A 19,973-nucleotide genomic window follows, 5' to 3' on the forward strand; every position below is an offset into this window, starting at 1 on the left:
AGTCGTTCATGAAAATAGGGGCGAGGGTTCACAGTGCTGTGAAATCGATCGCCTGGTACACATCTGCGCCGATGCCGGCAAAACTCAACAAGGCCGGCAATTGCCCGGCGAATCCCTGGAAACTATGGTCGCCGCCAGCCTGAATACGCAAGGCACAGGCTCGGTAATACTGCTGGGCGAGGCGATAGTCCAGCGTTTCGTCCCCGGTTTGCAACCACACCTGAAACCGCTGCGGGTCCTGGGGCGCCGGTACTTCCAGCTCGGCCAGGGCCGTCACGTGGTCGTGGGTCAATTCCCAGGTCTCTTCGGTATACAGGTTCTTCTGCGTGCCCAGGTATCCGTCGAACATCCGGTGCGGGCTGACGGCAGGGTTGATCAACAGGGCCTTGAGGCCATGGCGCTCGGCAAGGTGAGTGGCATAGTAGCCGCCGAGGGAGCTGCCGACCAGCAGTGGCCGCCCCAGCCTGGCAATCGCCTGCTCCAACTGGCCGATGGCCTCGCGCGGATGGTGATGCAAGGCCGGCACCTGCAACTGGTCGCCCAAACCCAGACGATCCATCACGCCGACCAGCTGACAGGCCTTTTTCGACGCGGGTGCGCTGTTGAAACCGTGGATATAAAGGATCGAACCAGACATGCGAGCTCCCTGTGAGGCGGGCAAAGATGCCGCAGTTTACAGGGAGTCGGGCGGATCGGGGACATCCACAGAAATCAGGTCCTCTTTAAGGACGCCATCGCGAGCAAGCTCGCTCCCACATTGATCTCGGGTGTTCACAAATGGTGTGTTCACCGCAGATCCACCGTGGGAGCGAGCTTGCTCGCGATGGCCGCGACCCGGTTTTCCTCAAGCCACAAAAATCTCAGTAGCCGTTCGAGCCGTAATCGACCTGAAACTCGAAGCCGGTCACGCGCTCGACTCCGGTTTCCAGCCGTCCGTCCGGCAGCAACCGCAACCAGCGATAGCCCGGCGCCAGGGTATCGACCTTGAAATCCACACTGCCAGGCTCGAACTGGATGCACGTCGATGGCGAAGCGATCAGCCGCACATCGTTGCGTAACTGATCGATTTCCTGATGCACATGACCCCAAAGCACTGCCCGCACCTGTGGGAAGCGATCGAGCACGGCAAACAAGGCGTCCGGGTTACGCAGGCCAATCGGTTCCATCCAGGCACAACCGATGGACACCGGATGATGGTGCAAGCACACCAGATGATGGCGCTCCGGCGCTTCGCTCAGGGCGCGGACGAGCAATTGCAGTTGATCGTCCTGCAAATACCCTGGCACCGAGCCGGGCACCGCCGAATCCAGCAAGGTGATCCGCCAGTTACCGATGTCCACGATGGGCTCCAGCAACTGACTCTGGATCGCAGCCCGGGCCATGACCTGCGGCTCATCGTGGTTGCCCGGAATCCAGCGCGCGGGCGCATCGATCTGCCGGGTCATTTCACGAAACTGCTGATATGACTCGAGCGTGCCGTCCTGAGACAAGTCGCCGCTGGCGATCATCAGGTCGATCTGCGGCTGTTGCGCCAGTACCAACTCGATAACCTTTTGCAGGCTGTCGCGGGTGTTCATCCCCAGCAACGTGCTATCCGCCTCGGCGAACAGATGGCTGTCAGAGAGCTGCACCAGCAATACGGCATCGTTGGCTGTCAGAGTGGATACGCTCGGCAAGGCGTTCTCCCAAGGCGTGATCACGGATATGGATGAATGGAGCAATTATGCTGGGGGAAATTGAAAAGAGGAAACCCGTGAACCGGACGCAGTTCACAACTAACGTACGACTTCGAACTCATGCCCGCAGGCCAGGCAATGACTCAGCCACTCGCCGAGGAACACATTGAGCTGGGCCTTTTCGTCCGGCTGGTGCATCAACGCATTCGGATAAGGATAGATGCCGCGAAAGCGCCGTGCATGTTCGGCACTGATGACTTCGGCCATACGCGCATCGTGGTACACCTGCACTTCCAGCTGCGGCACCGGCAGCCATGGCAGGCTGTGCTCCTGGCGCACTCGCAGGGTCGTGGTGTACGGACACGCCTGCAACACTTCCAGCATCAGCACGCCCAGCATCTGCTCACCCTGGGTCATGGCAATGCGTCGGGCAGCCGGCTGGTTGCGCATCTCCGGTAACAGGCGCATCAGTCGGGCGTAGTTGGCCTCGCAGGCGCTTTGCAGCCCCACAAGATCGACCCGATAACGATCGCGCTGTTTGTTTACGACCATAACCCCCTCACTTCAACGCGGTTCAAAGCCAGCCATTGCAAGGCAATAATGCTCGCCGCGTTGGAAATCCGTCCATCACGTACGGCTTGCAGGGCATCTTCGAAATCCCAGACCGTCACGCGAATATCTTCTGCTTCCTCCACCAGCCCATGAATGCCGCCGGCCCCGTTACTGTTACACCGCCCCAGATACAAGTGCACGTATTCGGTACTACCACCGGGCGACGGAAAATAATTGAGCATCGGCCACAGCGCAGTGAATACAAGTCCAGCTTCCTCCTGCGCTTCGCGGTGAGCAACTTCTTCCGGTATTTCATCCTTATCGATCAGACCGGCGACCAGTTCGATCAGCCACGGGTTATCGGTCTTGCCCAATACACCAACGCGAAACTGCTCGATCAATACCACTTCGTCCCGCAGCGGATCGTAAGGCAGGACACACACCGCATCATGACGAACGAACAACTCGCGGCTGATCTCGCGACTCATGCCACCGGCAAACAGCTCATGACGCAGGTGCACGCGATCAAGCTGGTAAAAACCCTTGAAGCAGTTTTCGCGGCGCACGACGTCTACGATGGTCGGGGTGGCATTGGCAAAATCAGTCATAACAATCCTCGTTTACTGTCTATCCGTCCGAGGCTCCCCCCAGGCTTCGCGCCATCCTAACGCGCCCACACCGTTTGATGCAGCCTCTTTGCCGTCAGCGGGATAGACGGCAAGGGGTGAAAACAACTCTAATTGGCTCTAATTAGCTTAGTGGCGAACCGACCGCGCCGCTGGCAGTCGAAGACCCTGAATTTTGCCTTTCTCTGATTCATGAAGGACGCCCATGTCGCTGTTGAAAATCGCCTCCGTGGCCTGTATTGCCCTCACGCTCGGCGCCTGCCAAAGCCTGTTCCAACCCAGCTATCGGGCACAGGTGACATCCACTCGCGATGCGTCCGAGCAGGTCAAGCCCGGTTGCGATGGCCCAGACTGCCCGCTGGTGAATATCGACACGGTGCATTTCCCGACCGAGCCGCAACTGGACCGGATCGTCGAACAGCGCCTGCTGCAAATGACCCGCACCTCACCGGGCGCGGCGCTACCCGCCTCCCTCAACGCCTACCGCGAACAGTTCCTGCGTGAGTCAGGCGATCGCAACAGCGTCTACTTGCAAGCCAAGGTACGTGAGCAGCATGACGGACTGGTGATCATTGAAGTGTCCAGCTATCTGGACACGGGCGCGGCCAATGGCACGCCGGGACGGGGCTTTATCAACTACTCGCGTCAACTGCAAAAAGAGCTGAGCCTGGGTGACATGCTGTTGCCAGGGCAGGAAGTGGCGTTCTGGAAGACTGCGCAAGTCGCGCACAATAGCTGGCTGATCAATTCGCAGCTGGATCGGGACCCGGACTTCGTCAAAAGCTGGCCCTTCCAGAAAACCCCGAACGTGGCCTTGACCAGCGTCGGGGTGGTGCTCAAGTACAACGTTGCGACCATCGCGCCCTATTCGAGTGGCCTCATCGAGATGACCATCCCTTACGCTCGCCTCAAGGGTCAGATCAAGCCTGAGCTGGTGCCTGAGCGTAGCTGAAGACCCGACCCAGCAGCAGTTGCAGCAGCCCTGCCAGTACCAGCGACGGCAGGGTTGCGCCGACCTCCGGATACAGATTCGCCAGCAAGTGATAGGTGCTCACCCCGCCCAGCCAGGCGAGCAACGCCGGCCAGCGCAAGGCGGCTGACGCAATTTGAGCACTGCGCTTGCGCAGGATGAAGTGATCCACCAGCACCACGCCGAACAGCGGCGCAAACACCGAGCCGATCAACAACAGGAAGTTCTGGTACTGGGCCAATGGCGCCAGGCACGCGATCAAGGTGCAGATCACCCCGATGGCCAAGGCCAGGTGCTCGACTTTCATGCGCAACAGAATCCCGCTGGAGACCGCCGCCGAGTGAATGTCGGCGAAAGCGTTTTCCGACTCGTCAAGCAGGATCAGCAACAGCGGAATGCCCAAACCGGCACCGGCCAGTGCCAACAGCAAGGCATTGACTTCACCACTCGGGGCGAATGCCAGGGTGTAGGCAACGCCCAGGCTCATCAGCCAGAAGTTACCAATGAAGAAGCCCAGCGCCGTACCGCCGAATACGCTTTTCGCACGCTTGCCGAAACGCGAGTAGTCGGCAATCAGCGGCAACCACGACAGCGGCATCGCGATGGCAATATCAAAACCCACGGCGAATGGCATCGAACCGTCACCGGCCTGTGCCCACAGCGCGGCCAGATCGGCTTTGGCGAAGAGGTTCCAGGTCAGCCAGATGCACGCCGCCAGCAGCAACCAGATGCCCCACTTGCGCAAGATCTGACGGACAAACGTCAACGGACCGCTGACCGCGAGCAAGGTCGCCAGGGCGCCGAACACCAACGTCCAGAGCAATGGGTTGGCCATGAGGCTGCCGTCGCTGAACGCACGGGCGCCCAGCAGGCTGGCCGCGTCGCGCATGACGATGATTTCGAACGAGCCCCAACCGATTAGTTGCAGCAGATTCAGCATTGCCGGCAGGCTCGCGCCGCGACTGCCGAGGCTGAGTTTCAGCGCAGCCATGGCCGACAGGCCGGTATCGCTGCCGATCACCCCGACGCACGCCAGCAGCAGAACGCCGACCAGCGTGCCCAGAAAAATCGCCAGCAACGAGCCCGACAATCCCAACCCCGGCGCAAGCAAGGCCCCGGTCTGCAAGACCATCAGACCAATGCCGAGGGAGAACCACAGGGAGAACAGATCACGGGCACCGAACACGCGCTGGGCCAAAGGCACAGCGTGGTCGGGGGAATAGGTACTGGGTTGAATACTCAAGGGTGTTATCTCAGAGGGATAAAGTGTGTCATTGGTATTTTCGGTGCCTGGCCTGGCGCCTTCGCGAGCAAGCCCGCTCCCACACTGGATCTCCTGTGAACACAAAATTTGTGTACGACTGAGGCCTAATGTGGGAGCGGGCTTGCTCGCGAAGACGGCAGCACAGGCGCCGTTAATCCCGGGTCAGATCAAACCTTTTTGTACAACTGGCTGCCTTCCTGCTTGAAGCGCTCGGCCTGTTCGGCCAGACCTTGGGCGACTTCGGCATCGACGGTTTCGATCCGCTGGTTGGCCGCATATTCGCGGACTTCCTGGGTGATTTTCATCGAGCAGAATTTCGGCCCGCACATCGAGCAGAAATGCGCGACCTTGGCCGAGTCCTTCGGCAGGGTTTCATCGTGGTACGAACGCGCGGTGTCCGGGTCCAGGCCAAGGTTGAACTGGTCTTCCCAGCGGAACTCGAAACGCGCCTTGCTCAAGGCGTTGTCGCGGATCTGTGCGCCCGGATGTCCTTTGGCCAAGTCTGCCGCGTGGGCGGCGATCTTGTAGGTGATGATCCCGGTCTTCACGTCATCCTTGTTCGGCAGGCCCAAGTGCTCCTTCGGCGTGACGTAGCAAAGCATGGCGCAACCGAACCAGCCGATCATTGCCGCACCGATGCCCGAGGTAATGTGGTCGTAACCCGGTGCGATGTCGGTGGTCAGTGGGCCGAGGGTGTAGAACGGCGCCTCGTCGCAGCACTCGAGTTGCTTGTCCATGTTCTCTTTGATCAACTGCATCGGCACGTGGCCAGGGCCTTCGATCATGCACTGCACATCGTGTTTCCAGGCGATCTTGGTCAGCTCGCCGAGGGTTTCCAGCTCACCGAACTGCGCTTCGTCGTTGGCGTCGGCAATCGAGCCCGGACGCAGGCCATCGCCCAGCGAGAAGCTGACGTCGTAGGCCTTCATGATTTCGCAGATGTCTTCGAAATGAGTGTAGAGGAAGTTCTCTTTGTGGTGCGCCAGGCACCACTTGGCCATGATCGAACCGCCACGGGAAACGATACCGGTCACGCGCTTGGCGGTCATCGGCACGTAGCGCAGCAACACCCCGGCGTGGATGGTGAAGTAGTCGACGCCCTGCTCGGCCTGCTCGATCAGCGTGTCGCGGAACAGTTCCCAGGTCAGGTCTTCGGCGACGCCGCCGACTTTTTCCAGGGCCTGATAGATCGGCACGGTACCAATCGGCACCGGCGAGTTGCGGATGATCCACTCACGGGTTTCGTGAATGTGCTTGCCGGTGGACAGGTCCATGACCGTGTCCGAACCCCAGCGAATGCCCCAGGTCAGTTTCGCCACTTCTTCTTCGATGGACGAACCCAGTGCGCTGTTGCCAATGTTGCCGTTGATCTTCACCAGGAAGTTACGGCCGATGATCATCGGTTCCAGTTCGGTGTGGTTGATGTTCGCCGGAATGATCGCGCGGCCACGGGCGATTTCTTCACGGACAAATTCCGGGGTGATGACTTTCGGCACACTGGCGCCGAAGCTGTGGCCAGCGTGCTGCTGATCCAGCAAACCTGCGGCGCGGGCCACTTCGAGCTTCATGTTTTCGCGGATGGCGACGTATTCCATCTCGGCGGTGATGATGCCTTTGCGGGCGTAGTGCATCTGGCTGACGTTGGCGCCCGGCTTGGCGCGGCGCGGGTTGTTCACGTGAGCGAAACGCAGCTTGGTCAGCTCTGGATCAGCGAGGCGTTCCTGGCCGAAGTTCGAGCTCAGGCCGGCCAGACGCTCGGTATCACCACGGGCTTCGATCCACGGCGAACGCACGTCGCCCAGGCCTTTGCGCACATCGATGATCACGTTGGGGTCGGTGTACGGACCCGAGGTGTCGTAGACCACGACCGGTGCGTTGATTTCGCCACCGAAGTCGGTTGGCGTCACGTCGAGGCTGATTTCGCGCATCGGCACGAGGATGTCCGGACGAGTGCCCTGAACATAAATTTTTTGCGAGCGGGTAAAAGGCTGAACCGATTGCTGATCGACCTTGGCCGAATCACTCAGATTGATCGCATTTTTTGATTTTGTAGTCATCACGGGCTCTCCAGACATCATCCAGGCAGTGGAATTTTGTCGGAGCGAACCTGTAACGAATGGACGCAGCCCACCAGTGAAAACTCCAGCTGGATGAGTGCTGTGCTGAGTGCACGAGGGTTGTTCGATTGTCGAACAACATCCCGGACGAAGCACAAGAGGACTCGCCGGGAGACGAGAAATCTTGTTCCCTACGCAGGCATAAACCTGATCAGGTTCAACGGGATCCGAAATTATTCGATCTCAGCCTCATAGCAAGGCACCCCGACAAGAACCCGGCCAGTCTAGACACAACTGGCAAAGAACGCCAACACCGGTGCAAACAGCGTGATGAATGGCGTAATTACAGGATTGTTGCCGCCGGTTGGCGCATCTACACTCGCTACGCCATGCTGCGCCTTGACGCTGTCCGGCGTGCGCCGTAGCCTTGGCGTTCAAATTATCGACGTAATAAAATTTAGGGATCGCCTCATGCTGCGCAAACTCTCACTGGCTCTTGCCGTGTCTTGTGCGTCCAACGGAATGGCCTGGGCAGCAGAAGCGCCATTATCGACCAATACCGATCTGGTCAGCGTCTACCAGGAAGCCGTCGACAATAACGCCGACCTGGCCGCCGCCCGCGCTCAATATGGCGCGCAAAAGGAAGTCGTGCCCCAGGCCCGTGCCGGCCTGCTGCCAAACCTCTCGGGCGGTGCCCAGGTGGCCGATGTGCGGACAAAAATCGACCAGCCGTCAGCCATCGCCAACCGCAGTGCCCACTTCTATCAAGCAACGCTGGCCCAGCCGTTGTTCCGCGCCGATCGCTGGTTCCAGCTCCAGGCGGCCAAGGATGTCAACGAGCAAGCGGCGCTGCAACTCTCGGCGACCGAGCAGAACCTGATTCTGCAAAGTGCCGAAACCTACTTCAACGTTCTGCGCAGTCAAGACAACCTGGCCTCGACCAAGGCCGAGGAAGCCGCGTTCAAGCGCCAGCTCGATCAGTCCAATGAGCGCTTCGATGTGGGCCTCTCGGACAAGACCGACGTGCTGCAATCGCAAGCCAGTTACGACACCGCGCGCGCCAACCGGATTCTCGCTCAGCGCCAGGTGGATGATGCGTTCGAAGCGCTGATCACCCTGACCAACCGTCAGTACAACTCGATTCAGGGCATCGTCCACACCTTGCCGGTCCTGCCGCCAGCACCGAACGACGCCAAGGCCTGGGTCGACACTGCCGCCAAACAGAACCTCAACCTGCTGGCCAGCAACTACGCGGTCAGCGCTGCCGAAGAGACGCTCAAGCAGCGCAAGGCCGGTCACGCACCGACCCTCGACGCCGTGGCGCAGTACAAGACCGGTGACAACGACGCGCTGGGCTTCAACAACCCGAGCCCCTTCGGCCAAGCGTACGGCGGCACCGTCTCGCAAAGCACGGTCGGCCTGCAATTGAACATTCCGATCTACAGCGGCGGGCTGACCAGCTCACAGGTTCGCGAGTCGTACTCGCGCCTCGACCAAAGCGAACAGCAACGCGAAGCACTGCGTCGGCAAGTGGTGGAAAACACCCGTAACCTGCACCGTGCGGTAAACAGCGATGTCGAGCAGGTGCAGGCTCGCCGCCAGTCGATCATCTCGAACCAGAGCGCGGTGGAAGCCACGGAGATCGGTTATCAGGTGGGGACGCGCAATATCGTCGACGTGCTCGACGCCCAGCGCCAGCTGTACACCTCGGTGCGCAACTACAACAACAGCCGCTACGACTACATTCTCGACAACCTGCGCCTGAAGCAGGCGGCCGGCACCCTCAGCCCGGGCGACCTGCAGGACCTGAAGCGTTACCTCAAGGCCGACTACAACCCGGACAAGGACTTCCTGCCGCCGGACCTGGCCAAGGCTGCTGCGGAACAGCTAAAAGCCCGTCCTTGAGATAGCAAGCGCACTCCATGTGGGAGCGAGCTTGCTCGCGATGGTGGCAGCACATTCAAGATCAATGCTGACTGATCCACCGCTATCGCGAGCAAGCTCGCTCCCACAGGTTCTGCGGTTTAACGGTTGATCAACCGCCCCAACCCATCCAGCAATCGCTGCAAGGCGCCCTGATTGGCGCGCATCACGCTCAGCCCCGCCTCTGCCATCCGCTGCGCATCGCGTGGCAATTCAAACAGTCGCTGCACCGCCAGCGCCAGCCCTTGGGCGTCATCCACTTCCTGTAACGCCTTGGCGCTGCGCATCAGCGCCGCGATCTCAAGGAAGTTGAACAGGTGCGGACCGCTCAGCACCGGCTTGGCCAGCGCTGCCGGCTCCAGCAGGTTATGCCCGCCATTCGGCACCAGACTGCCGCCGACGAACGCACTGTCGGCCAAGGCATAGAGAAACAGCAACTCGCCCATGGTGTCGCCGAGCAGCACTGAGGTGCTGGCGCTGACCACTTCGCCGGTCGAACGACGGATCGTGTTGAAACCTTGCTGCTGGCAGAGTTCGAACACCGGATTGAAACGTTCGGGGTGACGCGGCACCAGAATCAGCAGCGCATCCGGATGACTGGCGAGCAATTGTCGATGCGCCGCCAGCACCACTTCGTCTTCACCTTCATGGGTACTCGCGGCGATCCACACCGGACGCTCGACCGCTTGCCATTGCTGACGCAACTCGGCGGCCCGTTGCAGCAACTGGGGGTCGATGCGCAAATCAAACTTGATCGAACCGGTTACTTCGACCGTTTCCGCGCGCGCACCCAGCTGCCGAAAACGCTCGGCCTCGGCTTCGGTCTGCACCGCGAACAGGCTCATTTCGGCCAGCATCGGCTGCGTCAGCTTGCCGAAACGGCCATAGCCTTTGGCCGAGCGCTCCGAAAGCCGGGCATTGGCCAATGCCACCGGGATCCCGCGTTTGGCGCACTGATGAATGTGGTTGGGCCACAACTCGGTTTCCATGATCACCGCCAGTTTCGGCTGGACCCGATCGAGGAACCGCGCCGCCGCACACGGCAGATCGTAAGGCAGGTAGCAGTGCTGGATGCGCGGCTCATTGGCGAACATCGCGTGAATCCGCTCGGAGCCGGTCGGGGTCATGCAGGTCACGGTGATCGGCAGCTGTGGATAACGTTCGAGCAACCCGCGAATCATGGGGGCAGCAGCAATGCTTTCGCCAACCGACACCGCATGTACCCAGATGCCGCCAGGCTTCATCACCGGCAGGCCGATGGAGAAACGCTCGCCAATACGCCTGGCGTACGCCGGCGCCTTGCGCGAGCGCAGCCACAGTCGAATCGCTACCAGTGGCAGCCCCAGGTAAAACAGCGCGGTGTAGAGAGTTCTATTCATGGCGGCGGAGTTTATCGGCTTTTTTAGCCGATCGCCTGCAAGTGCACGGCAAAACGCTCCGCCAACCAGCGCGCCGCCGGCCCCAGCGGTTCATCACGCCGCCAGACCAGCTCCACCACCAACGCTGGCGGGGTCCACTCGCTGACCAGTTCGACCATCTGCCCGTGATACGCCGGGTACTGCACCACATGCCGCGGCAACCAGCCCCACCCCAGACCACGCATCAGCCACTCGGCGAGGACGTAGAAACTGTCGGCGCGCCAGACTTGCGGGCTGGCTTGCTCACTGCCGGGGTAGACGCTGGAATGCGTGGCCATCAGCAGCTGTCGATGCTGCGCCATCTGCTGGCAATTGACCTGTCCTTCTACGGCCAGCGGATGCCCGACCCCGCACACCGTGACCATCTCGACACTGCCCAGCACCCGACGCTCCAAGGCTTCGGGAATCTGCTCGTGATAAAACAGCAAGCCCAGATCGGCCCGGCGCTCCACCAGTTTGCGCGCCACATCGCCCTGTGCGGCGCTGGCCAGTTGCACTTCCAGGCTGGGGAATCGCTCGGCCAATGCTTCGAGGCTGTCGAGCACCGGCTGATAAGGCATGGCCTCATCCTGCGCCAGACGCAGCCGCGCTTCCTGACCGCGCATCAACGCCTGCGCCCGGCCATTGAGCCGCTCGCACTGACGCAGCACTTCCCGCGCTTCTTCGAGCAACGCGCTGCCGGCTTCGGTCAGGCGTGGCTGGCGGCCGCTACTGCGATCAAACAGGTTCAGGCCAAGGTCCGCTTCAAGCAGTGCAATCGCACTGCTGACCGCCGACTGCGCCTTGCGCTGGTTACGCGCTACCGCTGAAAACGAACGCTGCTCGGCCACACTGACGAACAAACGCATCTGCTCCAGACTCCATTGCACACTCATGGCTCAACCCATCTTCAAATCAGATAGGTAATGACTTTACCCCATCTCGAAAGCCTCTAGAATGCCGACCTCATCAAGCAGGCCAAAATACGAGGATCACACCATGAACGCTTACTACCTCCTGGCTATCGCCATCTGCGCCGAAGTGATCGCCACCGTATCGATGAAAGCGGTCAAGGGCCTGAGCACACCACTCCCTTTGCTGTTGATCGTCGTCGGTTACGGCATCGCGTTCTGGATGCTGACCCTGGTGGTGCGCACCATTCCGGTTGGCGTTACCTACGCGGTGTGGGCCGGCATGGGGATCGTGATGGTCAGCATCGCGGCGCTGTTCCTCTACGACCAGAAACTCGACATCCCGGCCATGCTCGGCATGGCGCTGATCGTCCTGGGCGTGGTGGTCATCCAGCTGTTCTCGAAAACTGCCGGACACTAAAGAGCACCGCCAGACTACTTTGCGTAGCAGCTGCCGAAGGCTGCGTTCGAGGACGAAGTCCTCGCCTTCGATCTACCTGAAGAGCTGCGTCGTCAGGTTTTACGACTGCTTCGCAGCCGAACGCAGCCTGCGGCAGCTGCTACAAGGGATCGCCGTGCTCTGTATACTGCGCCTCTAGTCCCAAACTCCGAGGTCGCTGCATGCCATCCGTTATTTCCACCGACGTGCTGATTGTCGGCGCTGGTGTCGCCGGCCTCTGGCTGAACGCACGCCTGCGTCGTCAGAGTTTCTCGACCGTACTGGTGGAAAGCGCCAGCCTCGGTGGCGGGCAGAGCGTGAAGTCCCAGGGGATCATCCACGGCGGCGCCAAGTACGCGCTGCATGGTGCGTTGACCGGTGCCTCCGAAGCGATTTCCGACATGCCGCGCCGTTGGCGTGAAGCCCTGGCCGGCGACGGCGAGCTGGACCTGTCCGGCGTGCGCCTGCTGTCCGAAGCCCACTACCTGTGGTCCCCCGGCACCCTCGCCGGCAACCTCACCAGTTTCTTCGCCAGCAAAGCCGTGCGCGGTCGGGTCGATCAGGTCAAGGGCGAGCAACTGCCACCGGCCCTGCAAGACAAGCGCTTCAAAGGCAAGGTTTATCGCCTGGCGGAACTGGTGGTCGATGTGCCAAGCCTGATCGGGCGTCTGGCTGAGCTTGCCGGTGACGGCCTGCTGGCCGGGCAGAAGATCGAGCCACTGCTGGAAAACGGCGAACTGGTCGGCCTGCGCGTCGACGAGCGCGAAATCCGCGCACAGCGCATCGTCCTCAGCGCCGGCGCTGGTAACGCCGACCTGCTCACGGCGCTGGGCCTGAGCCAGCCGGCCATGCAACGTCGGCCTCTGCACATGGTCATCGTCAAAGGCCCGAGCCTCAAACCCTTGTACGCCCACTGCCTGGGCGGCGGGCCCAAGCCGCGCATCACCGTCACCACCCACCCGGCCGCCGATGGTCAATGGGTCTGGTACCTGGGCGGTGATATCGCCGAAGCCGAAGGCGTGGCTCGCGAACCTGCCGCGCAAATTGCCGCCGCACAGAAAGAACTCGGCAACCTGTTGCCCTGGGTCGACCTCAGCCAGGCGCAATGGGCGACCTTGCGGGTCGAGCGCGCCGAGCCGCTGCAATCGGGCCTGAGCCGACCCGACAACGCCTTTCTCGCCGAGCAGGATCGTCTGCTGGTGGGCTGGCCGACCAAACTGGCGCTGGCACCGGACTTCGCTGACCGGGTAATGGCGTCGCTGCAACGCGACGGCATCCAGCCAAGCCACCCGGCGCCATTGCCAACCCTGCCAAAACCGCCGATGGGCGTGCCTGCCTGGGAGCAATTGTTGCCATGAGCCAAGCCACCCTGCACGACCTGCATCGCCCGCTGGGCAGTACTGGCCTGCTGGTTTCGCCACTGGGCCTGGGCACGGTGAAACTTGGCCGCGACCAAGGCGTGAAGTACCCCAATGGCTTCCAGATCCCGGACGATGACGAAGCGCGCAGGTTGCTCAACCTGACCCGCGACTTGGGCATCAACCTGATCGACACCGCCCCCGCCTATGGCCGCAGCGAAGAACGCCTCGGCCCGTTGCTGCGCGGTCAGCGTCAGGAGTGGGTGATTGTCAGCAAGGTCGGTGAAGAATTCGCCGATGGCCTGTCGCACCATGACTTCAGCGCTGCACACACGCGTTTTTCCGTCGAACGTAGCCTGCAGCGCCTGGAAACCGACTTCATCGACCTGGTGCTGGTGCATTCGGACGGCAACGATCTGGCGATTCTCAACGAGTGCGAGGTCTATCAAACCCTCGCCGAGCTTAAACGCGAGGGCAAGATTCGCGGGTTCGGGTTTTCCGGCAAAACTGTCGATGGTGGTTTGAAGGCTCTGGAACAAGGCGATTGCGCCATGGTCACCTACAATCTCAACGAACAGGCCGAACGGCCAGTCATCGACTACGCTGCTGCGCACGGCAAAGCGATCCTGGTGAAGAAGGCTCTGGCCAGCGGTCACGTCTGCCTCAGCCCGGGTGTTGATCCGGTTCGCGCCAGCTTCGAATTGTTGTTTGCGCAGCCCGGTGTCGCCAGTGCTATTGTCGGGACCATTAATCCGCTGCACCTCGCCCACAATGTGGCGACTGTTGCTCAAGTCCTACGTAGTCGTTGAACAGCCGCCAAGGCGGCCGACCCCGACGCAAGAAGGAGCCGACATGCCGCGAACGCTCATAAGAAAGAACCCCAGCAACTTCAAGACCCTGCCGTTATACGTCGAAGCGACTCCCGAAGGCCTGAGTTATCAGAGTGTCGGCAGGCCGCTGAATTTCTCCCAGACCCTGCAACGTCGGCGCCCGGTCACGGTGGCCAATCCAGAGCACTTCTCACTGGAGCTGGCCAACCTTGGCGTCTCGGTACGGCTGACCCTGCACTGGCAGAATCGCGATTACTGGGTGCTGGTCCGCCAGCGCCGTCAGGACCGTGGCGATGTGGTGCTCAAACTGATCTCGGGTTATGTGCCGGCCCATGAACTGAACCTGCCGTTGCACACGGCCATTCAGGAGATCGCCGAAGAATGCCTGCTGGAAACCCCTGAAGGCTGGCTTGGCGGGCGCTTCAATGACACCTGGCTGCCAGCGCCCTACGCCAGCGCGCTGCATTACCGCGAAGCGCTGCCGTTTCGCCTGACGCCGCTGTCTGGCGCTGCACGCCCGGTGCGTTGCGCCAACATGCAGCTGATCGAACGCCCACGGGCCTACGTGCATCTGCCTACGGCTTCGTTGCAGTTGATCTACGATTTGCGCCTGGACGTGCCCAGGGAAGCCAAATCCCTGAGCCTGTTTCATGTCGATGAACGGCTTGAAGGCGATCAACTCGTCGCGCGACTGGATCGCAAGCGCCCCGACCTGTACCTGATGCCGCTTGAGGATGGCCAGCCGCTGCCCGAGCTCTACACCCTGAAAAAAGATCAGCTCTACCCGGCAAGCACACGCGGACTGTACCTGGCAGAAAGTTTTGCCCGGCAGGAAGGTTGGCTAGTGCGAGACGAACGGATTCGCTGGAAGGACTGGCTCAGGCAGCAGGGCTTGAGCCAACCGGGCAAGGCCTCGGGTTTCAGCCGATTGACCGGCAAGGCCAAACTGCTGCTGAAGAAAATCGTGCCACGCAAGGTGGCACGCTAACCCCGCGCCGATCGTTCCCACGCTCCGCGTGGGAATGCAGCCCGGGACGCTCCGCGTCCCAACAGAGGACGCAGAGCGTCCATTGAGGCATTCCCACGCAGAGCGTGGGAACGATCTTTGTAACTCAGGTCTTGCGGATCTTTTCGACAATTGCGGTCGTCGAGCTGTTTTCCACCAGCCCCAGCACTTTCACTGTTCCGCCATAAGCGCTGACGATGTCGGCGCCGACCACCTGGTCGATCCCGTAATCGCCGCCCTTGACCAACACGTCAGGTTTGACTTGCGTCAGGAGGTTTTCCGGAGTGCCTTCAGAGAAGCTGATCACCCAGTCCACCGCGCCCAGACCTGCCAGTACCGCCATGCGCCGGTCAACGCTGTTGATCGGTCGCCCAGGACCTTTCAAGCGGCTCACCGATGCATCGTCGTTGACCGCAACGATCAATCGATCGCCCTGCGCCCGCGCCTGCTCAAGGTAGGTCACATGGCCCGCATGGAGGATGTCGAAACAGCCATTGGTAAAGACGATCTTTTCTTTGTGCGCACGCGCATCGTCGACCGCCAGCAGCAATTGCTCCAGGCCCAGGACACCCCGCTCGGAACCTTCTTCACGCTGAATCGCGCGACGCAATTCCGGAGCACTGATCGCCGCCGTACCCAGCTTGCCGACCACGATGCCAGCAGCCAGGTTGGCCAAGGCCACCGCGTGCGGCAGTTCTTCGCCAGCAGCAATCGCCGCCGCCAACGTAGAAATCACCGTGTCACCGGCACCGGTCACATCAAATACTTCACGGGCGCGTGCAGGCAAATGCAGCGCCGGATGATCAGGACGCAGCAAGGTCATGCCGTGCTCGCCACGCGTGACCAGCAAGGCGCCGAGATCAAGGTCATGCATCAGCTTCGCACCCTTGCTGACCAGATCGTGCTCATCGGCGCAACCGCCAACAATGGTTTCGAACTCGCTGAGGTTCGGGGTGATCAGGCTGGCACCGCGGTAAATCGAGAAATCCTTGCCTTTGGGATCCGCCAGCACCGGAATGCCGCGGGCACGTGCGGCCTGGATCAACACCTGATGGTTCTTCAGTGCGCCTTTGCCGTAGTCAGACAACACCAGCACCTTGATGCCTTCGAGCAGGCCGTCGACTTCAGCGCCGAGCGCCAGTGCGTCGGTGGCAAACGGTTGTTCGAAGTCAATACGCAGCAATTGCTGGTGACGGCTCATGACCCGCAGCTTGACGATGGTTGGCTGATGCGCGATGCGCTGAAACAACGCACGCACTCCGGCGCCCTTGAGGCTATTGCTCAGGCTGTCGGCGGCCTCGTCATCACCGGTCACACCGACCAGGGACGCCGGCGCGCCGAGCGCGGCAATGTTCAAGGCAACGTTGGCAGCACCGCCCGGGCGGTCTTCGATTTGCTCGACCTTGACCACCGGCACCGGTGCCTCAGGAGAAATCCGTGAGGTACCACCATGCCAGTAACGGTCGAGCATGACATCGCCGACCACCAAGACAGGGGCTTGATCGAATCGCGGCATGGACAACTTCATGGTGCAACCCACATACAAAATGAACAGGGGCGCGATATTAGCACAGGGTGAACGCTGCCTAGTTCGACAGCTTCATCTGGGGCGCATCACGCCGTGATATTGTTCATTTTTTAAGCAAAACAGCCAGGATATGCTGCACGGCGTCGGCCAGCTCGACCTCGTCGGTGTTGATTTCGCAGTCCGCCTGTTGCGGTGCTTCATAAGGGCTGTCGAGACCGGTGAAGTCCTTGATTTGCCCTCGCAGCGCAGCTTGATACAAGCCCTTGGGATCGCGCCGGGCACAGATGTCGAACGGCGTGCTGACATACACCTCGAGAAACTCGCCCGTGCGGAACAAGGCTCTGGCCGACGCTCGATCGGCCTGAAACGGCGAAATCGCCGAGACAATCACAATCAGCCCCGCGTCGACCATCAAGCGCGCCACTTCGGCAATACGCCGGATATTTTCCTTACGCGCTGCAGCGCCCATGCCCAGGTCATTGCACAAACCGTTGCGTACGTTGTCGCCATCCAGCACAAAGGTGTGGCGCCCCTGTTCATTGAGCTGTACCTCAAGCGCATTGGCCAAGGTCGACTTGCCGGCACCGGACAGCCCCGTCAACCACAGGCAACACGCTTGCTGATGCTTGAGCGCTGCTCGGGCCGAGGGTGACAACGACAATGCGTACGGGCGGATCCGTGGGGGTTGTTCGCAGACAAACGACAATTTACTCATAGCCGAGCATCTCATAGTCACGCTGATAAACCCGTCGCACCAAACGGCGGGTGCGTACCGAACAAAAGTCACGGGCGAGTGCTGATTGGCGATGCTGAGAGCCATTCAGATGGGGTAATGACGAGACGACCCCCAATTGCTCGCAAAGCACTTGAAAGTCACGATCCAGGTGTTCCTGATACCCCACGAAATCCATTGCCATATACCCCATGGAGTCGACCATGAAGTCGGTCTGGGGAGCGAAATGCAACTGTTTCCGGACGTTCTCCGGATGCAGCCAGCGGCCGATGAAATCATCGAAATCACGGTAATGACGAACCAGCGCCTGGGACCGTCGGTCGCGCTCCCCCAGTTCGTTGCCACGCAGGAAAGCGTAGGCCGAATAGGCCCGCTCCAAAGGGTCACGAACGAAGGTGAATTTGAAACTGCTGGAAAACTGCTCGGGAAATTGCTGTTCGTACCAGTACAGCGGCAAATGCCCAGGCATCCAGCCGTCGAATAGCGCAGAGCAAACGCTGCTCCCGGCACACTTGGGGATGTGAATGAACACGCAGGAGCGCTGCTGGAAAGCCTGAGGGAAGTGCACATTACCCGACATCGCCTTGTTCACGACTTGTCGATCCCTGACCGACAAACGCCCCAGCAGGAACGCTCGCTGCTGTTTGGGTAATAGCTTCCATAAAAAGCGCTGCAACATTTCGGTACCCACACGAGGCGAACAGCCACCCCGAAGCCAATGATTCATGTGCGAACCGTAGCAGGCGAAATACCGAAATTTATTTAGACATAGTCAAGACTGTAAATATCTGGACACAAACACCCTGAGCGCATTGCACGCCGAGGCGGTTTCAGGGTGAGCATCGCTCACCCTGAAGCGGGGATCAGACGATACCCTGCGGTGCGGGCTCATCAAGGCCCAGTGCATTCAATCGAGCGTAATAGCCATTCTTAGCCAGGAGTTCGGAATGGGTACCGCGCTCGACAATCTGGCCCTGATCCATGACCAGGATCAGATCGGCCTTCTCGATGGTCGACAAACGGTGGGCTATCACCAGCGTCGTACGGCCCTTCATCACCTGATCCAGGGCGGCCTGAATATGCCGCTCGGATTCGGTATCAAGGGCCGACGTCGCTTCGTCGAGAATCAACAACGGGGCGTTTTTCAGCAGCGCCCGGGCAATCGCAAGTCGCTGACGCTGGCCGCCGGACAACAGCACGCCGTTCTCGCCGACCTGGGTGTCCAGGCCTTGAGGCAACTGCGCAATAAAGTCCATGGCATAGGCATCTTTCGCGGCTTTCTCGACATCTTCACGGGGAGCGCCAGCGAGGTCGCCATAGGCAATGTTGTTGGTCACCGTGTCACTGAACAAAGTGACATGCTGCGTCACCTGAGCAATATGCCGACGCAGGTTCAGCAGCTTGTACTCCTCGACTTCAATCCCATCGAGAAGAATCTCGCCTTTATCGTGGTGATAGAAACGCGGAATCAGATTGGCCAGCGTCGACTTGCCGCTTCCTGAACGCCCCACCAGGGCAACCATTTGCCCAGGCTCGACAGAAAAGCTGATGTCATCGAGCACCTGACGGTCGGAGCCCGGGTAGGTGAAGCTAAGGTGACGCACCTCGAGTCGACCCGTAACCGAGTCACGCTCGATACTGCCTCGGTCGACTTCGGGCGTCACATCCAATTGCTCAAAAATGCTCTCGGCCCCGGCAACGCCTTTCTGAATCGTCGAACTGACTTCCGATAGCTGCCGAATCGGTTTAGGCAGCAAGCCGGCAAGGGTGATGTACGCCACCATGTCGCCCGCCGACGCATCACCGCGCAGGGCCAACACCAGGAACATCAGCACCGCCATGGCGGTGTAGATCACCAGCTGCAGCATCGGCGTGTAGATGGCGCTGGTACGGGTCATGCGCAACTGCTTGTCAGTGTTGCTCTGGCTCGCGCGCTTGAATCGGGCGCGCTCATAGATTTCACCGCCGAAGCTGCGGACCACGCGATACCCCTGGATGGTCTCGGAGGCCACATGGGTCACATCGCCCATCGCCACCTGGATCTTCTTGCTCTGCTTGCGAAACTTGGAGCTGGCGCGACTCACCATGAACGCAATCAGCGGCAAAATGGCAACCATCACCAGCGTCAGGCGCCAGTTCATGATCAACAGGGAGACAAACAGGAAGACAACCGTCATGCCCTCCCGGAACACGACCTTGATCGCATCTGTCGCTGCTCCCGTGACCATGGTCACGTTGAAGGTGATGCGTGAGATCAGGTGCCCGGAGTTGTGCTGATCGAAGTAACGATTCGGCAGCACCAGCAGGTTGTTGAACAGCTGCACACGCAAATCATGTACCAGGCCCAGCGAGACTTTGGCCAGGAAGAAGTTGCCCAGGTATGAACCGGCGCCCTGCCACGCGGCGATCAGGATGATCAGCAAGGGGACAGCATGCATTAATGACAGATCGCGCAGATAAGGTATCGAGGGGAACAGCGCGGCCTCGGGATTGGACAAGCCATCAACGAAATACTTGAGCACGTAGCCAAGCATCGGCTGAGTCGACGCGAAAATCAGAAAACCGACAATACTCAGAGTGAACAGGCCGATATATGGCCGCACATAACCAAGGAGTCGGAAGTAGATTTTCAAGCTCGAAGGGCTTGCGGAGAGACTGGAGTCGGTCATATCACGCGAAGTATTCAAAAAAAGGATGCTGACT

Annotated in this window: 18 protein-coding genes and 1 riboswitch; of the genes, 6 read left to right on the plus strand and 12 right to left on the minus strand. The window is 60.3% G+C overall.

Annotated elements, in window-relative coordinates; genetic code table 11:
- Positions 1-28: 28 nt before the first annotated feature.
- From AC1DIG_RS25435 to AC1DIG_RS25450, 4 genes are all read right to left on the minus strand, one after another.
- Positions 29-637 (minus strand): YqiA/YcfP family alpha/beta fold hydrolase, encoded by a 609-nt coding sequence (locus AC1DIG_RS25435; RefSeq protein ID WP_477769505.1) that lies wholly within the window; start codon positions 635-637, stop codon positions 29-31.
- A gap of 223 nt (positions 638-860) precedes the next feature.
- Positions 861-1,676 carry a 3',5'-cyclic-AMP phosphodiesterase gene (gene cpdA / locus AC1DIG_RS25440; protein WP_477769506.1) on the minus strand — a complete coding sequence of 272 codons (816 nt, stop codon included), beginning with the start codon at positions 1,674-1,676 and terminating at the stop codon, positions 861-863.
- A 99-nt stretch (positions 1,677-1,775) separates the two neighbouring features.
- Entirely contained in the window at positions 1,776-2,228 is a 453-nt protein-coding gene (locus tag AC1DIG_RS25445) for a DUF1249 domain-containing protein (RefSeq protein ID WP_019691483.1), read from the minus strand.
- The gene (locus AC1DIG_RS25450; RefSeq protein ID WP_477769507.1) at positions 2,219-2,836 is read right to left on the minus strand and encodes an NUDIX domain-containing protein; all 618 of its coding nucleotides are present in this window, start codon (positions 2,834-2,836) and stop codon (positions 2,219-2,221) included. The genes AC1DIG_RS25445 and AC1DIG_RS25450 overlap by 10 nt, the downstream gene beginning before the upstream one ends.
- A gap of 223 nt (positions 2,837-3,059) precedes the next feature.
- On the opposite strand from AC1DIG_RS25450, the gene AC1DIG_RS25455 reads away from it, so the two are divergent.
- Positions 3,060-3,806 (plus strand): RsiV family protein, encoded by a 747-nt coding sequence (locus AC1DIG_RS25455; RefSeq protein WP_477769508.1) that lies wholly within the window; start codon positions 3,060-3,062, stop codon positions 3,804-3,806.
- Here AC1DIG_RS25455 and cytX read toward each other — a convergent pair.
- Both cytX and thiC read right to left on the minus strand, forming a co-directional pair.
- Complete coding sequence (gene cytX / locus AC1DIG_RS25460) at positions 3,775-5,067, minus strand: putative hydroxymethylpyrimidine transporter CytX (RefSeq protein ID WP_477769509.1); 1,293 nt, start codon at positions 5,065-5,067, stop codon at positions 3,775-3,777. The genes AC1DIG_RS25455 and cytX overlap by 32 nt on opposite strands.
- A 188-nt stretch (positions 5,068-5,255) precedes the next feature.
- Positions 5,256-7,145 (minus strand): phosphomethylpyrimidine synthase ThiC, encoded by a 1,890-nt coding sequence (gene thiC / locus AC1DIG_RS25465; protein ID WP_477769510.1) that lies wholly within the window; start codon positions 7,143-7,145, stop codon positions 5,256-5,258.
- Between the two features lie 171 nt (positions 7,146-7,316).
- Positions 7,317-7,422, minus strand: a riboswitch (TPP riboswitch).
- A 194-nt stretch (positions 7,423-7,616) separates the two neighbouring features.
- Here thiC and AC1DIG_RS25470 point away from each other — a divergent pair.
- Positions 7,617-9,050, plus strand: a complete 1,434-nt coding sequence (locus AC1DIG_RS25470; protein WP_477769511.1) for a TolC family outer membrane protein — start codon at positions 7,617-7,619, stop codon at positions 9,048-9,050.
- A gap of 119 nt (positions 9,051-9,169) precedes the next feature.
- On the opposite strand, the gene waaA is transcribed toward AC1DIG_RS25470, so the two are convergent.
- Together waaA and AC1DIG_RS25480 are read right to left on the minus strand one after the other, a co-directional pair.
- Positions 9,170-10,447, minus strand: a complete 1,278-nt coding sequence (gene waaA / locus AC1DIG_RS25475) for a lipid IV(A) 3-deoxy-D-manno-octulosonic acid transferase (protein WP_477769512.1) — start codon at positions 10,445-10,447, stop codon at positions 9,170-9,172.
- A 23-nt stretch (positions 10,448-10,470) separates the two neighbouring features.
- Positions 10,471-11,361, minus strand: a complete 891-nt coding sequence (locus AC1DIG_RS25480; protein ID WP_477769513.1) for a LysR family transcriptional regulator — start codon at positions 11,359-11,361, stop codon at positions 10,471-10,473.
- Positions 11,362-11,464: 103 nt separating this feature from the next.
- Here AC1DIG_RS25480 and AC1DIG_RS25485 point away from each other — a divergent pair, with 103 nt between their 5' ends.
- The 4 genes from AC1DIG_RS25485 (at position 11,465) to AC1DIG_RS25500 (ending at position 14,991) form a co-directional block, all read left to right on the plus strand.
- Positions 11,465-11,797: a DMT family transporter gene (locus tag AC1DIG_RS25485; protein ID WP_477769514.1), complete on the plus strand. Its 333-nt coding sequence runs from the start codon at positions 11,465-11,467 to the stop codon at positions 11,795-11,797.
- Between the two features lie 200 nt (positions 11,798-11,997).
- Positions 11,998-13,173, plus strand: a complete 1,176-nt coding sequence (locus AC1DIG_RS25490) for an NAD(P)/FAD-dependent oxidoreductase (protein WP_477769515.1) — start codon at positions 11,998-12,000, stop codon at positions 13,171-13,173.
- Complete coding sequence (locus AC1DIG_RS25495) at positions 13,170-13,982, plus strand: aldo/keto reductase (RefSeq protein WP_477769516.1); 813 nt, start codon at positions 13,170-13,172, stop codon at positions 13,980-13,982. Before AC1DIG_RS25490 ends, AC1DIG_RS25495 begins: the two co-directional genes overlap by 4 nt.
- A 43-nt stretch (positions 13,983-14,025) precedes the next feature.
- Entirely contained in the window at positions 14,026-14,991 is a 966-nt protein-coding gene (locus tag AC1DIG_RS25500) for a metal ABC transporter ATPase (RefSeq protein WP_477769517.1), read from the plus strand.
- 124 nt (positions 14,992-15,115) lie between these two features.
- Here AC1DIG_RS25500 and hldE read toward each other — a convergent pair whose 3' ends face one another.
- From hldE to msbA, 4 genes are all read right to left on the minus strand, one after another.
- Positions 15,116-16,537 carry a bifunctional D-glycero-beta-D-manno-heptose-7-phosphate kinase/D-glycero-beta-D-manno-heptose 1-phosphate adenylyltransferase HldE gene (gene hldE, locus AC1DIG_RS25505; protein WP_477769518.1) on the minus strand — a complete coding sequence of 474 codons (1,422 nt, stop codon included), beginning with the start codon at positions 16,535-16,537 and terminating at the stop codon, positions 15,116-15,118.
- A gap of 103 nt (positions 16,538-16,640) precedes the next feature.
- Entirely contained in the window at positions 16,641-17,252 is a 612-nt protein-coding gene (cysC, locus tag AC1DIG_RS25510; protein ID WP_477769519.1) for an adenylyl-sulfate kinase, read from the minus strand.
- Positions 17,245-17,949 (minus strand): sulfotransferase family 2 domain-containing protein, encoded by a 705-nt coding sequence (locus AC1DIG_RS25515; RefSeq protein WP_477769520.1) that lies wholly within the window; start codon positions 17,947-17,949, stop codon positions 17,245-17,247. The genes cysC and AC1DIG_RS25515 overlap by 8 nt, the downstream gene beginning before the upstream one ends.
- A 184-nt stretch (positions 17,950-18,133) precedes the next feature.
- Positions 18,134-19,939: a lipid A export permease/ATP-binding protein MsbA gene (msbA, locus tag AC1DIG_RS25520; RefSeq protein ID WP_477769533.1), complete on the minus strand. Its 1,806-nt coding sequence runs from the start codon at positions 19,937-19,939 to the stop codon at positions 18,134-18,136.
- Between the last annotated feature and the right edge of the window lie 34 nt (positions 19,940-19,973).

The organism is Pseudomonas sp. 05N431, assembly GCF_056397005.1.

Excerpts from the sequence above, each read along its gene's own strand:
- AC1DIG_RS25435 (WP_477769505.1), bottom strand. The coding sequence starts at position 637 with ATGTCTGGTTCGATCCTTTATATCCACGGTTTCAACAGCGCACCCGCG.
- AC1DIG_RS25445 (WP_019691483.1), bottom strand. The coding sequence starts at position 2,228 with ATGGTCGTAAACAAACAGCGCGATCGTTATCGGGTCGATCTTGTGGGG.
- AC1DIG_RS25450 (WP_477769507.1), bottom strand. The coding sequence starts at position 2,836 with ATGACTGATTTTGCCAATGCCACCCCGACCATCGTAGACGTCGTGCGC.
- AC1DIG_RS25455 (WP_477769508.1), top strand. The coding sequence starts at position 3,060 with ATGTCGCTGTTGAAAATCGCCTCCGTGGCCTGTATTGCCCTCACGCTC.
- thiC (WP_477769510.1), bottom strand. The coding sequence starts at position 7,145 with ATGACTACAAAATCAAAAAATGCGATCAATCTGAGTGATTCGGCCAAG.
- AC1DIG_RS25470 (WP_477769511.1), top strand. The coding sequence starts at position 7,617 with ATGCTGCGCAAACTCTCACTGGCTCTTGCCGTGTCTTGTGCGTCCAAC.
- waaA (WP_477769512.1), bottom strand. The coding sequence starts at position 10,447 with ATGAATAGAACTCTCTACACCGCGCTGTTTTACCTGGGGCTGCCACTG.
- AC1DIG_RS25480 (WP_477769513.1), bottom strand. The coding sequence starts at position 11,361 with ATGAGTGTGCAATGGAGTCTGGAGCAGATGCGTTTGTTCGTCAGTGTG.
- AC1DIG_RS25485 (WP_477769514.1), top strand. The coding sequence starts at position 11,465 with ATGAACGCTTACTACCTCCTGGCTATCGCCATCTGCGCCGAAGTGATC.
- AC1DIG_RS25490 (WP_477769515.1), top strand. The coding sequence starts at position 11,998 with ATGCCATCCGTTATTTCCACCGACGTGCTGATTGTCGGCGCTGGTGTC.
- AC1DIG_RS25495 (WP_477769516.1), top strand. The coding sequence starts at position 13,170 with ATGAGCCAAGCCACCCTGCACGACCTGCATCGCCCGCTGGGCAGTACT.
- AC1DIG_RS25500 (WP_477769517.1), top strand. The coding sequence starts at position 14,026 with ATGCCGCGAACGCTCATAAGAAAGAACCCCAGCAACTTCAAGACCCTG.
- hldE (WP_477769518.1), bottom strand. The coding sequence starts at position 16,537 with ATGAAGTTGTCCATGCCGCGATTCGATCAAGCCCCTGTCTTGGTGGTC.
- cysC (WP_477769519.1), bottom strand. The coding sequence starts at position 17,252 with ATGAGTAAATTGTCGTTTGTCTGCGAACAACCCCCACGGATCCGCCCG.
- AC1DIG_RS25515 (WP_477769520.1), bottom strand. The coding sequence starts at position 17,949 with ATGTTGCAGCGCTTTTTATGGAAGCTATTACCCAAACAGCAGCGAGCG.
- msbA (WP_477769533.1), bottom strand. The coding sequence starts at position 19,939 with ATGACCGACTCCAGTCTCTCCGCAAGCCCTTCGAGCTTGAAAATCTAC.